Origin of the sequence: Paraburkholderia sejongensis (assembly GCF_020880815.1) — a bacterium.
Lineage (GTDB): Bacteria > Pseudomonadota > Gammaproteobacteria > Burkholderiales > Burkholderiaceae > Paraburkholderia > Paraburkholderia sejongensis.
On record NZ_JAJITD010000004.1, the window covers coordinates 276,506 to 290,692 of the forward strand.

Consider the following 14,187-nt stretch of genomic DNA (forward strand, 5'->3'; position numbering starts at 1 on the left):
TCCTCTTCGATCTTTTCGATGTCGGTCGCGCGTGCGTCACGTCGTCGTGATCCGCAGGGATTTCGATTGAGTCCGGCTCAATTCAAAGCACCCGTCGATGCGCGCACGACAGGATTGCACAGCGCAAAAATGTTTGCGCTTAAGGGACGGGTGGGGCTTCGGGAGCCGTTTCAGTTGCCCCCGCAGTTGTCCTTCAGTTGATCTTCAATACGCGTCGCCCGCGCAGCGAAAATGCTCGATCGACTGGCCCGCCGCCACCGCGCGCTTGAGCCACGGCGGCATCGCGCCCGCGCCGTCCCAGGTGTTGCCATAGGCGTCGCGGTATCGCACGGCCAGCGCGGCGCGCGTGTCCGCCATGAGCGCGTGCTCCAGCGCCTCCAGCGTGATGCCCGCGCGCGCCATCTTCTGGCGCATCCAGACGATGAGGCGCTCGCGTGCTTCGCCGCTCATGGGCAGGGGTGAGGGCGCGTTCGCGCCGTGGGTCGTCAATGCTTCGGAAAGGATCTGCATGGTCGTGTCTCTCTCGTCGGGTTCCTGCCTGCCAACGATAGCAACGCGCTTGCGGCCGCACCATCAGCCCGTGATATGTGCGTTTCAGACCATCGATTGATGTTCCATACCTTGGTTTAGATTCGGTGCGGGGCACGAAAGCCGCGCGCGTGTCGGGCTTGTTCACAAGAGATCGACGTGGCCGTGCGGCGCCCTGCTCCCGCGACACGCGCCGCAGGAAATGGCGCTTGCGTGAGCGCAGCACCGCTCGCCGTTTCAAACCGCTTGAAGCCCGATAAGTGAAAAGGATCGCCGCTCTATACTTAGATATAGTTGTCACACATCGAGATATAGTGTTATTCAACGACGCTCCTGTCTAACATAACGAACATGAGCGGTCAGCACTTCTCGAGCCCCGCCCGAAACGCTGTACTGGACGAGGACCATTCGCTTGCAAACCCCCATGATAGTTTCCATCGTCGACGATGACGAAAACGTGCGTCTCGCGACTTGCAGCCTGCTCAGGTCGCTGGGCTGCGATGTGCGGGTGTATGCATCGGCGGAGGCATTTCTGTATTCTGGCCGCCTTGGCGATGTGAACTGCGTGATTTCCGACGTGCAGATGCCCGGCATGGGCGGCATGGAGATGCAGCGCAAGCTCAACGAACTGGAGTCCGCCCCGCCTATTATTTTTATCAGCGCATTCGGTTCCGACGCGCGTCGCAAGGAAGCGCTTGCCAACGGCGCGTTGTGCTTTCTCGACAAGCCGGTCAATGGGGATGCAATCCTCGCATGCCTGGAAAAACTCAGTCGTTCCACTTGAACACCACTCTCATCCGACCCGACGTCACACGACATCGCTTCGAAGGGGGCCTTGTCTTCTGGCTCGCCGCGCTCGTTGCGCTCGGCGTATTTTGCGTCGATGCGTTCACGCCGCTCGATATCGCCGTCGCCGTGTTCTATGTCGTGGTTGTGTTGCTCGTCGCGTCGAGCGGATCGAGCATGGCCGTGGTGGGCACCACGGTCGCCGTCGGCGTGCTTACGCTGGCCGGTTTCCTGTTCTCGCACGGCAGCGACTACACCGGCAGCTCGATCGCGCGTTGCGTGGTGAGCCTGCTAGCGATCGGTTCGACCTCGATCCTCTCGCTGCGCAATCTCGCGAAAACCGCGCAATTGCACGAGCAGATCGACATGCTCAACCTCACGCACGACGCGATCCTCGTCTATGACCTCGACGGCAAGATCACGTTCTGGAATCACGGCGCCGAAACGCTCTATGGCTGGAGCGCGGCGCAGGCCGTCGGCCAGCGCATCCACGATCTCACGCAAACGCGTGCAGCCGCGCCGCTCGACGAGATTTACGCCACGCTGCTGAGCCACGACCACTGGTCGGGCGAGCTGCAACGCGTGCGCCGTGACGGTCGCGCCGTGAGCGTCATGAGCCGGCTGGCCGTCTGGCGCGACGCGAGGGGCGAGCCGCGCGCGATCCTCGCGACGAACAACGACATCACGCTACAAAAGCAGATGACCGAGGAGCTCGCGGAGCAGCAAAAGGAATTGCGCGCGGCAATCGACGCGATCCCGGGCATGGTCTGGAGCGCTTCGAATGAAGGCGACGTGATGTTCGTGAACCGGCGCTGGCAGGAGTGCGGCATCGACACCAAGGACCGGGGCGCGGACCTGTGGGCGGGGCTCGTGCATCCGGACGACTTGAGCCGCATGCGCGGCGACTGGCGGGCCTCGGTGGCTTCCGGCCGGCCGCTCGACAATCTCTCGCGCGTGCGCCAGCGCGACGGGCGCTACCGCTGGATGCATATCGCCGCCGAGCCTCAACGCGGCGCGAACGGGGCGGTGCGCCGCTGGTATGGCGTGAACACCGATATCGAGGCGCGCAAGCGCGCGGAGGACGCGCTCACGCGCAGCGAAGCTTTCCTCGTCGATGCGCAGCGGCTGAGCAAGACCGGCAGCATTGGCGTCGCGCCCAGGAACGGCGAGATGATCTGGTCGAACGAGGCTTGGCGTATCTTCGGCTACGACCCGGCTTCGGAGGTGACGCCAAGTCTTGCGCTCATTCTCGCGCGCACGCACCCCGACGACCGCGCCCTGGTTGAGGCCGCGCACCGCGGCGGCGACACGCCCGCGCCGCTGATCGATCTGGAGTACCGGCTGGTGATGCCGGACGGCGCGCTCAAATACGTGCACTATGTCGCGCATCTCGGGCCACCCGCATCGACCGATCTCGCCTATGTCGGCGCGCTCATGGACGTCACCGACTCGCGCCAGACCCAGGAGGCGCTTGCGCGCTCGATGGCGGAACTCGCACACGTCACGCGCATGACCACCCTCGGTGAAATGGCGGCCTCGCTGGCTCACGAAGTCACGCAGCCCATGGCCGCCGTGGTCACGTCGGGCGACGCGGCTCTGCGCTGGCTCAACCGTGTCGAGCCCGATGTCGAGGAGGCGGCGCGCTCGATTGCGCAGATGATCAAGTCGGCGCGGCGGGCCAACGAGATCGTGCGCCAGATCCGCGCGATGGCGCAAAAGCGCCCTGCGGCATTCACCAGCATCGCGCTTGACGATGTCGTGGATGGAGCCGTGGAATTGATGGCGCGCGAATTCCAGCGCAACGGCGTGCGCTGCGACGTGCAACGATCGCGGGAAAAGCCGCTCGTTCATGCGGACAATGTTCAGTTGCAGCAGGTGATCATCAATTTGCTGATGAATGCGGTGCAGGCGATAGCCGAACGCGAGGGCGCGCCGCGCCGCGTTGTCGTCGCAACCCATAGGCTGAACGAACAGCAGGTGCAGTTGAGTATCGAGGATTCCGGCCCGGGTATCGTCGAGCAAGATCGCGAACGCCTGTTCAATCCGTTCTTTACAACCAAGGCCAACGGCATGGGCATGGGATTGTCGATCTGCCGCTCGATCGTCGAAGCGCATGGCGGCAGCATTGGCCTTGACGCGGCGGCGGCTCCCCGTGCACGCTTTTTGATTACGCTGCCGCAGGAAACCGCACAAGAGGAGGTCGTCATATGAAAATTCAGCGCGATGCAGGGAGCGGGGCGCCGGGCCGGCTCGTCTACGTGGTCGATGACGACGAGTCGATGCGCGAGGCCGTGGGCACCTTGCTGCGCTCCGTCGATCTGCCGGTGCAGATGTTCGCATCGGCGCGCGAATTTCTCGCTTTCGAGCGCCCCGATGTGCCGAGCTGCCTGATTCTCGACGTGCGTCTCAAAGGGCAGAGCGGCCTTGCCGTGCAGGAGCAGATTGCGCAGTCCGATCTGCGCATTCCCATCATCTTCATGACCGCGCACGGCGACATCGCCATGACGGTCAAAGCCATGAAAGCGGGCGCAACGGACTTTCTCGTCAAGCCGTTTCGCGATCAGGACATGCTCGACGCCGTCGATCACGCGCTCGCGGCCGATGAAAAGCGGCGCAGCGCCGATCGCTCCGTTTCGGATCTGCGCAAATGCTATGGATCGCTCACGCAGCGCGAGCGCGAAGTGATGGCGCTGGTGGCCTCCGGGCTGCGCAATAAACAGATTGCCGCCGAAATGAACCTGAGCGAAATCACCGTGAAGATTCATCGCGGCCAGGCGATGCGAAAAATGGAATCGAATTCATTCGCCGATTTCGTACTCAAGGCGAAGACGCTTGGCATTAGCTGGCCCGCCGACGAATCTGATTTGCAACGCCCGTAGTAGCCCCGTTTTCCACGCTCGCCCGCCCGCCGATTTCCGCTATTGCGCGAATGACGGGCGCGCCGCCGTTCACGACATTATTCTTTTCTCTGTATCAGGTTTTTTATCGGCGGCTTATACCAAGGTATGAGTGGAACGGTGCGCCGCAAATAAACGGCCGCCCGAAACAGCGCATGCGCGCGGTGCGTCGGCCTTCGCTTCGCACTATCAGATATTCCGGCGGGCATTGGATTAAACGTCGGTATGAGTGCTTTAAACATTCACGCCAAGAGCGCAATCCATTGTACGACTAGTGGGCGCAATATTCGTACGGTAACGTGAAGCCTGATCACATTACTCAACTTCGCGGCGCTTCAGGTCGGCAGTTCGACACGATGGCGGCGAGAAAGGAGCGAATCTCATGAGCAATCTGTCCGACTGTCTTCTGCCGCCGCACGCGGCGCACCAGCCGATCGACGCGGAAACCGAATGGCGCGTGCCGGGCGGCAAGCTGCAATCGACGCCCGAGATGCAGGTCCTGCGCTGGTCGCGCAAGCCGCGCGTGCCGCTCGATGTCGTGAGCGATGGGCATGTGTCGATGCATTGCGTGGCGCTCAATCTCAAGTGCACCGTGGTCGACTTCGACTACGGTGCGCGTCCGCTGATTCGCGGACGCGTGTCGGCGGGCGTCGCGCATGTGGGCGCGCCCGGCATCGCCACGCGGGCGTGTTTCTCCTCGCCATGCGATGTGCTCCATCTGTACGTGACGCAAAAAGTGCTCGACGAATGCTATGCGGACCTGTTCGAGCACGCGCACAACGGCGAGCTCGTGCTCGGGGACGGCCGCTTGCTGCGCGACCCCGCGATCGAACGCCTGAGCCAGGCGCTGGCCGTTTCGCAGACCAACGACGCCGCGCTTGGCAAGGTCTTTACGGACAGCGTAAGCCTCGCCATCGTTTCGCGCCTCGTGAGCCGCCAGTACGCGGGAACCTCGCGCCGCGCGCGCGCCGCGGCCGAACTGCCGAAATGGCGCATGACGCGGGTGATGGATTACGTCGACGCCCATCTCGGCGACCCCATCGGGCTCGCGGAAATGGCGCAGAGCGCGGGTCTGACGCGCATGCACTTCGCGGCGCAGTTTCGCCAGGCAAGCGGCCTGCGTCCGCATGAATACCTGCTGCGCCGGCGTATCGACCACGCACAGTCGCTGTTGCTAGGCTCGCAGCACAACGCGCTCGACGTCGCGCTCGCCTGCGGCTTTCGCTCGCAGGCGCATTTCACGACCGTCTTCAAGCGTTTCGTGGGCGAGACGCCGTCTTCCTGGAGGAAAAGCAACAATGGGCTTCGATAGCGACCTCGTGCGCTTCATGGCGCACAGCACGCAGTATCTGCTCGGTCATTTTTCAACGGCTGCAGCGCACGAGCCAGAGGTGGAAACGGCGATGCACCCGTCGCCCGCCGGACGCACATCAGGTCTTGAGTGTCCGCACGGGTTGTCCGCATCGAAGTGGGACCGCTCCCGGTCCAAGGCTTGACCATTGACGCTGCTGCCGCGAATCAAATGTTCGCACGGCGAGTCCAGGAATCCACCACAAAGCCGAACGCGGCAATAACAGGAGTCTGAGCTATGGAACCGCAAGCGCAAGTTGTCGACCCGTGGCAAATGACGATTGGCCTGCTTGGGCAGTTGTCGGGCGAGAAGTGCCCGGGCAGCCCCGTTCCGGCGGCGCCCGAGCAGGCGTCGCGCCGCAGCGCCGACAAGCCGGTACCCGGCCTCACGATCCGCGTGCTGGAGCGCGCCACCGCCACGCGTGTGACGCTCGCCTGGCGCGACCCCTCGCGTTGCGCGTACTGCGATCAGGAGTGGTACCGTACCCGCGCGCGCCGCGCGGGCGTGTGCGTGGTGAGCGGGCGCAAGATGCGCCGCGGTGAGGACGTCTATCGCCCGCGCACGACGCGACCGCAGGCGCTCAACGCCGACGCGATGATCCATAGCGTCGTACTCGACGAAGCGGGGCGCCCTTGAGGGCGAAGCCGCGCCCGGTCGATCTTCATCCACAGTGAAAAGGAGTCAAGCATGGCCAGCAATACCATTGCCGATTACCTCGCGGGCACGCTCGCTGCAGCGGGCGTCGAACGGATCTGGGGAGTGACCGGCGACAGTCTGAACGGGCTCGCGTACAGCCTGAACCGGATCGGCTCGATCCGCTGGATGCACACCCGTCACGAAGAAGCGGCCGCCTTCGCGGCGGGCGCGGACGCGGCGACGAGCGGGCGACTCGCGGTCTGCGCCGGTAGTTGCGGTCCGGGCAACCTGCATCTGATCAACGGCCTGTTCGATTGCCACCGCAATCATCAGCCAGTGCTGGCCATCGCCGCGCACATTCCGTCGACGGAAATCGGCCTGGGGTACTTTCAGGAAACGCATCCGCAGGAGCTGTTCAAGGAGTGCAGTCACTACGTCGAGGTCGTGTCTTCCGCCGCGCAGTTTCCGCGCGTTCTGGCGCGCGCGATGCGCACCGCAATCGAGGAGCGCGGCGTCGCCGTGATAGTGTTGCCCGGCGACGTGGCCTTGAGCGAAGGGCCTAAGGAGGCGCCGTCCTGGACGGAAAGCGCGCCACCGAGAATCCTGCCCGCCGAAGCGGATCTCGATCGCCTGGCCGCGCTGCTGAACGCGTCCGATGCGGTCACGATCATGTGCGGCAGTGGCACGCAAGGCGCGCACGATGAAGTGGTCGCGCTCGCCGATACACTCGGCGCGCCGGTGGTCCACGCGTTGCGCGGCAAGCAGTTCGTCGAGTACGACAATCCGTACGACGTGGGTATGACCGGCCTGATCGGTTTCAGCTCGGGCTATCACGCGATGATGTCATGCGACACGCTGCTGCTGCTCGGCTGCGATTTTCCCTATCGGCCGTTCTATCCGGCGGACGCGAAAATCGTCCAGATCGACTGGAAAGGCTCGCAACTCGGCCACCGTGCGCCACTCTCACTCGGGCTCGTCGGCACGGTGAAGGAAACCATCGCGGCGACGCTGCCCAAGCTGCAGCGCAAAGCGGACCGAGGGTTTATCGACAACGCTCGCAAGCACTATTTGTCGGCCCGCAAAGGTCTGGACGACCTCGCCACGCCGTCCGGTCATGGCCGCCCGATCCATCCGCAGTATCTGGCCAAGATGATCGACGAAGCCGCGAGCGACGATGCGATCTTTACCGCCGATGTCGGCACGCCAACCGTCTGGGCTGCACGTTATCTGACCATGAACGGCAAGCGCCAGCTGCACGGCTCGTTCAATCACGGCTCAATGGCCAACGCGATGCCGCAGGCACTCGGCGCACAAGGCGCGCATCCGGGGCGGCAGGTCGTGTCGATGTCGGGCGACGGCGGCCTGTCGATGCTGCTCGGCGATCTGCTCACCGCGCGGCAACTCGATTTGCCGATCAAGGTCGTGGTCTTCAACAACAGCCTGCTTGGCTTCGTCTCGATGGAGTTGAAAGCGGCCGGTTACCTCGATACCAACGTCGACCTCGCCAAAACCGACTTCGCGGCAATCGCGAAGGGGGCGGGCATTTTCGGCATTCGGGTCGAAGAGTCGGAGGATGTGGCGGCCGCGCTGAAACAGGCGTTCGACCATCCTGGCCCGGCGTTGGTGGACGTTGTCACGTCGAAGCACGAGCTTGCCATGCCGCCAACAATCGAGCTCGCCCAAGCGAAGGGCTTCAGCCTCTACATGATGCGAGCGATCCTCAACGGACGCGGCGACGAGATCGTCGAACTGGCGCGCACGAATTTGCGCTAGGCGCGCGAGGAGGGCTGTCACATGTCACGGCGTCCCGGGATCCCGGGCGCCTCTTCAACGGGCGCTTGTTCGCTTCTCACGCATCTCCCACCTTTTCCGCATTTCGCAACGCGCGGTATGGTCGCGTTCATGGCTCGACAATTTCGCCCCATGGATGCATGTCATCGTGCGAATTTGAAAACGCGGAGCGCGTAATGGATTCAAAGTAGCGCTGAGCGCGACATAGGCAAGCAGCGTCAGATGCCGTAAGCATGTTGCGATTAATTGTTTTTAACCAACGCATCTCCTGGAGAAATCATCATGAAGGCAAAGTGGGCACTCGTATTTCTGGCCGCATCGACGTTCGGCGCGGTATGCCAGCAGGCCAATGCACAGGTAGCGGGTGCGCAGCCCCTCGGCATCAGCGTGGAGCAGTTGCAATTCGTCGTGGAAGGCTGGAGTGTCAAGAAGAGCCTGCTGGGTAAGACCATTTACAACGACAGCGGCGAGAAGGTCGGCGTGCTGCACGACATCATCATTGCGCCGGACAACGCCGTTTCGTTCGCGATCGTGGCGGCTCACCAGTTCCTTGGCGTGTCCCAGCACGACGTTGCGATTCCGATGTCACAACTCGACTATGTGAACGGCAAGCTTGTCTGGGCTGGTGCTACGCGCGACGTGGTCAAGGCGATTCCGGCGTTCCAGTATGCGAAGGTTCGCACGGTTCCTGTCGCCCGCAAGGACTACGGTCACCACTGATCCACAGGCCTGCGCGACGGTCCGGGAGCGGCTGTCGCGCAGGTGGCCCGCTAGAGAAGTGCGATCCCGCCCAGAAACAAAAAACTTCTCTCACCGCGTGAAGGAAGAAAGCTCAGTCACCAGCGTGCACCCCGCTCACTACCTTTCCGCGAAAAATATAGTATTGGTACAGGTTATACCCAATCATCACCGGGAAAATCAGCCCGATCCCGATCAACATGAACACCAGCGTCGAGGTATCAGACGCGGCCTCAACAATACCAAGCTTGCCCGGCACAAAATCCGGAAAGAGGCTAATCGCAAGTCCAGCAAACGACATTACGAACAACGCCACCGATGCGCGAAACGGCCCTCTCGAACTGCCTGGATACAGTGATGCGATGATGTACGCAGAAGCCAGGGCAGACGCCAACCCGAGCGCGATCAGCACATGAAACACGCCCGCTTGGGTCCACCGATCACGTCCCACCTCGCTGATGAACCACGTTGCGGCAGTCAGCACGACCGCCGCAGCCACAGTGATTAATGCGCTCAGCAACGAGAGGCGCCGGGACCATTGCTCGAGCGAGCCCTCGGTCTTCTTCACGAGATAGGTCGAGCCGAGCAGCGAATAGCCGGCTACCACGCCGATCGCGGACACAGCGATGAACACGGCACTCAGACCGCCCGGAACCAACCCCGTTATCACCCTGCCGAGTATCACGCCTTGGGCGATCGCGGCAACAAGACTGCCGATGCCGAACACCTTGTCCCACGTTGGACCATGCGACACGCTGTGACGGAATTCGATCGCAGCGCCGCGCATGATCAATCCGGCAATCAAAAGCATCACCGGCAAATAGAGATCCTGAAGCAGCAAGGCATACGCTGCGGGAAAAGCGCCGAACAGGGCGCCGCCGAGCACGACGAGCCAGGTTTCGTTCGCGTCCCAGACGTGGCCGATCGACTGCACCATCGCGTCGTGATCCTCGCGACGTTTGCGCAGCAGGCTAAGTATGCCGATACCGAGATCGAAGCCATCGGTGACGACGTAGAACACAAGCATCAGTCCGATCAGGCCGAACCAGGTGATCGCGAGCATCGTGTGAGTGGAGCTGTCCATGAGATTTCCTTGCAACGGGAATGATTTAGTACTCTGTGACAGTAGCCGCCGCCGAGGCTTTGACGGCTGCCGGCGGATTCAGCGTGAGGTCGGGGCCGGCGCGCAACCAGTTACGCGCGAGCACGAAGAAGGTCGCGAGCAGCACGGCATAGGAAGCAAAGAACATAGCCATGCGCAAAGTGACCGATGAAGCCGCCGCGGTCGACACGGCGTCCTTCGTGCGCAGCAAGCCGTAGACAACCCACGGCTGGCGTCCTACTTCGCGTACGATCCAGCCCGCTTCCACTGCCACATAAGGCAGCGGAATGCACAGCACCCAGACGAGCAACAGTTTGCGGTGCGCGAGAAATCGTTCGAGGCTGCCGCGAGTTTTGCGCAACACGTAGGCGGTCCAGAACGCCAGCACCATGAACGCAAAGCCGATCCCGGCCATCACGCGGAACGCGTAGTAGAGCAGCGGAAGCATCGGCGGCTGGTCGGCCGGCGCGAAGTCGTGGAGGCCTTTGACCTCGCCGTTCAGCGTATGGGTGGCGAGAATGCTCAACATGCCGGGCACTTCGAGCGACCAGTCGTTGCGCTGTTCCTTCTGATTCGGCCACGCCAGCCGCGACCATGAAGCGGCGGTGCCCGGCTTGTTGGTGGTCCAGTGTCCTTCGATTGCGGCGCCCTTGGCCGGCTGTGTCGCGAACACGCTGCCGCCGCTCGAGTCGCCGAGCCAGATCTGGATCGGCGCCACGAACACGAGCACCAGCAAAGCGATCTTGATTGAAAGTACAAAGAACTCCGGGTTGCGCCGCTTGAACAGATTCCACGCGGAAATACCGGCGATCACGAACATGCCTGTTTCGATCGCTGCCACCCACATGTGCGTCACGCCCCAGACCATATCCGGATTGAAGATCGCGGCCACGTAGTCGGTCACGATGATCTTGCCGTTCTCGACCGTCACGCGCGCCGGTGTCTGCATCCACGAATTGGCGACCATGATCCAGAACGCGGAGATACTGGAGCCGAGCGCGACCATGGAGGTGGCGAACAGATGCACGCCGCGCGGCACACGTCCCCATCCGAGCAGCATTACGCCGATGAAACCTGCCTCCAGCATGAAGGCCATCGCGCCTTCAAAGCCGAGAATGTTCCCGAAGAACTGTCCGCTGTAACGGGAGAAGCCTTCCCAGTTGGTGCCGAACTGAAATTCCATCGGGATACCGCTGACCACGCCCACCGCGAAATTCAGCGCCAGCAGCTTGCTCCAGAAGCGCGCATGCCGGTAATAGCCAACGTTGCCGGTGCGCAGCCACAAGACTTCGACCAGCACTAGAAATGCCGAGAGGCTGATGGTCAAAATCGGCCACAGAATGTGAAAAATAGCCGTCATCGCGAACTGCGCGCGTGACAGATCGAGTACGTCACCGAGATGCATGATGAGCTCCCGTGGCCCCGATGGCGGCCTGATGAGTGGAGTCGGGGCCGACTGCGGCGGCGCGCGCAATCTTCACCGGTACGGATTTGTAGGAAGGGGTGCGGCTTTTCGGATCGAACGCGTAGAGCGGTACGAGCGGATTCGCTTCCGGGTAATAGGCGCCGCAGCACCCGTCGGGCAGCGAGTATTCGACCACCTTGAAACTGCGGATTACACGCTCGATTCCGTCGGTCGACACTGTGAACACATCGACCCGCTCGCCCGGATGCAAACCGCGTTGGTGCAACTCGCGCGGATTCAGGAAGATGACGTCGCGCTGACCAAACACGCCACGATAGCGGTCCGAATGCGAGTAAAGGGTCGTGTTGTACTGGTCGTGGCTGCGCATGGTGGTGAGCCACAGCGCTTCGTGATCGCTTTGAAGCGGGTCTTCGTCGAGTCCCTTGAAAACGAGGAAATTTCCGCGGCCGGTCGGCGTTGCCCAGACGCGTTCGCGCGCGCTCGAGGCGAGATGGAAGCCACCCGGCACACTAATGCGCTCGTTATACGCCTGAAAGATGGGATAAACGATTTCGATCTTGTCGCGGATGCGATCATTGCTCGCAACGAGATGTTCCCAGTCGACGTGAGAGTGTGGTCCCAGCGTCGCGCGGGCAATGCCGGCGATGATCGCCGGTTCGCTCTTCAGATGCGACGAGGCAGGTTCGTTGCGGCCGCGGGACGCGTGCACCATCGACATCGAATCTTCGACCGTAATCGATTGCGGACCGTCGGCCTGAATGTCGATCTCGGTGCGGCCGAGGCACGGCAGAATCAACGCGTCCTTGCCGTGCACCAGGTGGCTGCGATTGAGCTTGGTGGCAATGTGGACGGTCAAGTCGAGTTTGCGGATCGCTGCCTGCACGCGAAACCAGTCCGGCACGGCGGCCGCGAAGTTACCGCCGAGAGCCATGAAGACTTTAGCTTCGCCACGCATCATTGATTCGATCGTGGCGATCACGTCATTACCGTGCGCCGTGGGCGGCCGGAAGCCGAAAGCTCGTTCGATCCCGTCGATCAAGGCCGGCGAGGGTTTCTCCGTGATCCCGACGGTGCGGTTGCCCTGCACGTTCGAATGTCCGCGCACCGGGCACACCCCGGCGCCCGGACGGCCGATATTGCCGCGCAGCAGCGCCAGATTGGCAACTTGCTGAACATTCTCGGTGCCGCGATGATGCTGTGTGAGTCCCATGCCGTACACGAGGATTACGTTCCTGGCCTTCATGTAGATGTCCGCGGCGGTCTGGATATCGGCACGCGACAGGCCGCTTTGCTGCAGGATTGCGTCCCAGCTGGTTGCGCGCAGGTCTGCGAGCAGATCGTCGATGCCGTGCGTGTGGCCCTCGATGAACTCGATATCGAGCGCACGCGGTGTGTCGGCGACGAGTGCCGCATCGTCGGCTTCGATGACAGCTTTCATCATGCCCTTGAGCACGGCGACGTCGCCGCCCACCCGCACCTGATACAGAAACGAGCTGATTTGCGTGAAGCCGAGCGTGGCCATTTCCACCGGATTCTGTGGCGAGGCAAAGCGTTCCAGCGCCCGTTCGCGAAACGGGTTGAACGACACGATCTTCGCGCCGCGCCGCGAGGCGCTGTGCAGATCGCTCATCATTCGCGGGCTGTTGGTGCCGGGATTCTGACCGAAGATGAAAATCGCGTCGGCCTTCTCGAAGTCATCGAGCAGGACGGTGCCTTTGCCGACGCCGATCGACTCCGGCAGGCCGACGCTGGTCGCCTCGTGACACATGTTCGAGCAGTCGGGAAAGTTGTTCGTGCCGAACTCGCGTACGAATATCTGGTAGAGAAACGCGGCTTCGTTCGACGCCCGTCCCGAGGTATAGAAGTCCGCCTGATCGGGACTGTCGAGACCGTTCAGGTGCTTCGCGATCAGCGCGAAGGCGTCTTCCCATTCGATCGTCCGATAGCGGTCGGAGGCTTGGTCGTAGACCATCGGATGGGTCAAGCGGCCGGCCATTTCGAGGTCGTAGTCGTCCCAGGCCGTCAACTCTGAGACGCTGTGAGCGTCGAAAAACTCCGGGGTGCAACGATAGGCGGTGGCTTCCCACGCCACGGCCTTCGCGCCGTTTTCACAGAACTCGAACGACGACGTGTGCTTTGCATCCGGCCACGCACAACCGGGGCAGTCGAAACCTTCCGGCTGGTTCATGCGTAGCAGCGTCTTGGCGCCGTAGACGGCTACGCCCTGCAGCGCGAGCGCCTCGCCGGTTGCCTTCAGCGCGCCCCAGCCGCCGGCGGGCTCGCTGTAGACGCGAATGGTCTTTCGTTTGGACATAGCCGCTTCCCTGATGCTTCGTTGAGGAACATGAGGAGCAAGCATGGGGCGGCGTCCGGCAACGCTCTTGTTCAAATGCCGGTCCGTTTCAGATTCGCACGCCGGATGTGACGCGCTCGATGACATGGCGACGGCACATCGAGTTGCTGTTTGAAACGTGGGTCAGGCTGTCCACGCGCGATGCGGTGGCTTGCGTTACCGCCAAACTGTTTTGGGTCGCCGTGGTGGGCTTCGTGCTCGCGGGCAGCCGCGTGGCGCGCATCGCTTACGCGTTTATGTGCACGGTCGGTGTGATGGCGGTGGCGTTCGGATTGCCTGCATGCGCTCGCGCGCGACCAAGCTGCGCGCGACCGTGGGCGAAGTCGCGACGATGGTGATCGACGCGCACGAGGCGATGGAAAAGCTCGGCCTCGGCAAAGCTTCGTGAGTTCCGCGCGGGGTTGACGAAGCACGCGCTTGAAAAGCCGGCGCAAGTCGAAGAACTTCCGGATCCAGCGGCACTGTCCGATGTGCGTGAAACAGGCGACAGGCAATGCTGCGGTAAGCATACGACTGCTTCTCTCGCTGTGTTCTGCAGTTGATATAAGACTGGTGGATCTGTGCCGACGTAAGCGAGCA

11 protein-coding genes and 1 pseudogene are annotated in these 14,187 nt (G+C 62.4%); 8 read left to right on the plus strand and 4 right to left on the minus strand.

The window, feature by feature from the left end; genetic code table 11:
- Nucleotides 1-204: 204 nt before the first annotated feature.
- Complete coding sequence (locus tag LJ656_RS09945) at nt 205-450, minus strand: H-NS family nucleoid-associated regulatory protein (RefSeq protein WP_230509422.1); 246 nt, start codon at nt 448-450, stop codon at nt 205-207.
- 502 nt (nt 451-952) lie between these two features.
- Between LJ656_RS09945 and LJ656_RS09950 the strand changes: the two genes are divergently transcribed.
- From LJ656_RS09950 to LJ656_RS09980, 7 genes are all read left to right on the plus strand, one after another.
- Entirely contained in the window at nt 953-1,312 is a 360-nt protein-coding gene (locus LJ656_RS09950) for a response regulator transcription factor (RefSeq protein ID WP_230509423.1), read from the plus strand.
- Nucleotides 1,240-3,525 carry a PAS domain-containing sensor histidine kinase gene (locus tag LJ656_RS09955; RefSeq protein ID WP_230509176.1) on the plus strand — a complete coding sequence of 762 codons (2,286 nt, stop codon included), beginning with the start codon at nt 1,240-1,242 and terminating at the stop codon, nt 3,523-3,525. The genes LJ656_RS09950 and LJ656_RS09955 overlap by 73 nt, the downstream gene beginning before the upstream one ends.
- The gene (locus tag LJ656_RS09960; RefSeq protein ID WP_230509177.1) at nt 3,522-4,193 is read left to right on the plus strand and encodes a response regulator transcription factor; all 672 of its coding nucleotides are present in this window, start codon (nt 3,522-3,524) and stop codon (nt 4,191-4,193) included. The genes LJ656_RS09955 and LJ656_RS09960 overlap by 4 nt, the downstream gene beginning before the upstream one ends.
- Nucleotides 4,194-4,593: 400 nt before the next feature.
- On the plus strand, nt 4,594-5,523 hold the full coding sequence (locus LJ656_RS09965; protein ID WP_425605915.1) for a helix-turn-helix domain-containing protein: 930 nt from the start codon (nt 4,594-4,596) through the stop codon (nt 5,521-5,523).
- 276 nt (nt 5,524-5,799) lie between these two features.
- Nucleotides 5,800-6,198, plus strand: coding sequence for a DUF3331 domain-containing protein (locus tag LJ656_RS09970; RefSeq protein ID WP_230509178.1), 399 nt, complete (start codon nt 5,800-5,802; stop codon nt 6,196-6,198).
- Nucleotides 6,199-6,249: 51 nt separating this feature from the next.
- A complete protein-coding gene (poxB, locus tag LJ656_RS09975) occupies nt 6,250-7,971 on the plus strand; it encodes a ubiquinone-dependent pyruvate dehydrogenase (protein ID WP_230509179.1) in 1,722 nt (573 codons plus the stop codon).
- Nucleotides 7,972-8,271: 300 nt separating this feature from the next.
- Nucleotides 8,272-8,709: a PRC-barrel domain-containing protein gene (locus LJ656_RS09980; protein ID WP_230509180.1), complete on the plus strand. Its 438-nt coding sequence runs from the start codon at nt 8,272-8,274 to the stop codon at nt 8,707-8,709.
- A 112-nt stretch (nt 8,710-8,821) separates the two neighbouring features.
- On the opposite strand, the gene LJ656_RS09985 is transcribed toward LJ656_RS09980, so the two are convergent.
- Genes LJ656_RS09985 through LJ656_RS09995 form a run of 3 tightly spaced genes read right to left on the minus strand, consistent with a single transcriptional unit; the run spans nt 8,822 to nt 13,569 of the window.
- Nucleotides 8,822-9,811 carry a cytochrome d ubiquinol oxidase subunit II gene (locus LJ656_RS09985; RefSeq protein WP_230509182.1) on the minus strand — a complete coding sequence of 330 codons (990 nt, stop codon included), beginning with the start codon at nt 9,809-9,811 and terminating at the stop codon, nt 8,822-8,824.
- Between the two features lie 25 nt (nt 9,812-9,836).
- Entirely contained in the window at nt 9,837-11,234 is a 1,398-nt protein-coding gene (locus LJ656_RS09990) for a cytochrome ubiquinol oxidase subunit I (RefSeq protein ID WP_230509183.1), read from the minus strand.
- On the minus strand, nt 11,221-13,569 hold the full coding sequence (locus LJ656_RS09995; RefSeq protein ID WP_230509425.1) for an FdhF/YdeP family oxidoreductase: 2,349 nt from the start codon (nt 13,567-13,569) through the stop codon (nt 11,221-11,223). The genes LJ656_RS09990 and LJ656_RS09995 overlap by 14 nt, the downstream gene beginning before the upstream one ends.
- A 319-nt stretch (nt 13,570-13,888) precedes the next feature.
- On the opposite strand from LJ656_RS09995, the pseudogene LJ656_RS10000 reads away from it, so the two are divergent.
- Nucleotides 13,889-13,996 (plus strand): annotated as a pseudogene (locus tag LJ656_RS10000) (ANTAR domain-containing response regulator); the annotation flags it as partial.
- Nucleotides 13,997-14,187: the final 191 nt, after the last annotated feature.

Excerpts from the sequence above, each read along its gene's own strand:
- LJ656_RS09945 (WP_230509422.1), bottom strand. The coding sequence starts at position 450 with ATGAGCGGCGAAGCACGCGAGCGCCTCATCGTCTGGATGCGCCAGAAG.
- LJ656_RS09950 (WP_230509423.1), top strand. The coding sequence starts at position 953 with ATGATAGTTTCCATCGTCGACGATGACGAAAACGTGCGTCTCGCGACT.
- LJ656_RS09960 (WP_230509177.1), top strand. The coding sequence starts at position 3,522 with ATGAAAATTCAGCGCGATGCAGGGAGCGGGGCGCCGGGCCGGCTCGTC.
- LJ656_RS09965 (WP_425605915.1), top strand. The coding sequence starts at position 4,594 with ATGAGCAATCTGTCCGACTGTCTTCTGCCGCCGCACGCGGCGCACCAG.
- LJ656_RS09970 (WP_230509178.1), top strand. The coding sequence starts at position 5,800 with ATGGAACCGCAAGCGCAAGTTGTCGACCCGTGGCAAATGACGATTGGC.
- poxB (WP_230509179.1), top strand. The coding sequence starts at position 6,250 with ATGGCCAGCAATACCATTGCCGATTACCTCGCGGGCACGCTCGCTGCA.
- LJ656_RS09980 (WP_230509180.1), top strand. The coding sequence starts at position 8,272 with ATGAAGGCAAAGTGGGCACTCGTATTTCTGGCCGCATCGACGTTCGGC.
- LJ656_RS09985 (WP_230509182.1), bottom strand. The coding sequence starts at position 9,811 with ATGGACAGCTCCACTCACACGATGCTCGCGATCACCTGGTTCGGCCTG.
- LJ656_RS09990 (WP_230509183.1), bottom strand. The coding sequence starts at position 11,234 with ATGCATCTCGGTGACGTACTCGATCTGTCACGCGCGCAGTTCGCGATG.
- LJ656_RS09995 (WP_230509425.1), bottom strand. The coding sequence starts at position 13,569 with ATGTCCAAACGAAAGACCATTCGCGTCTACAGCGAGCCCGCCGGCGGC.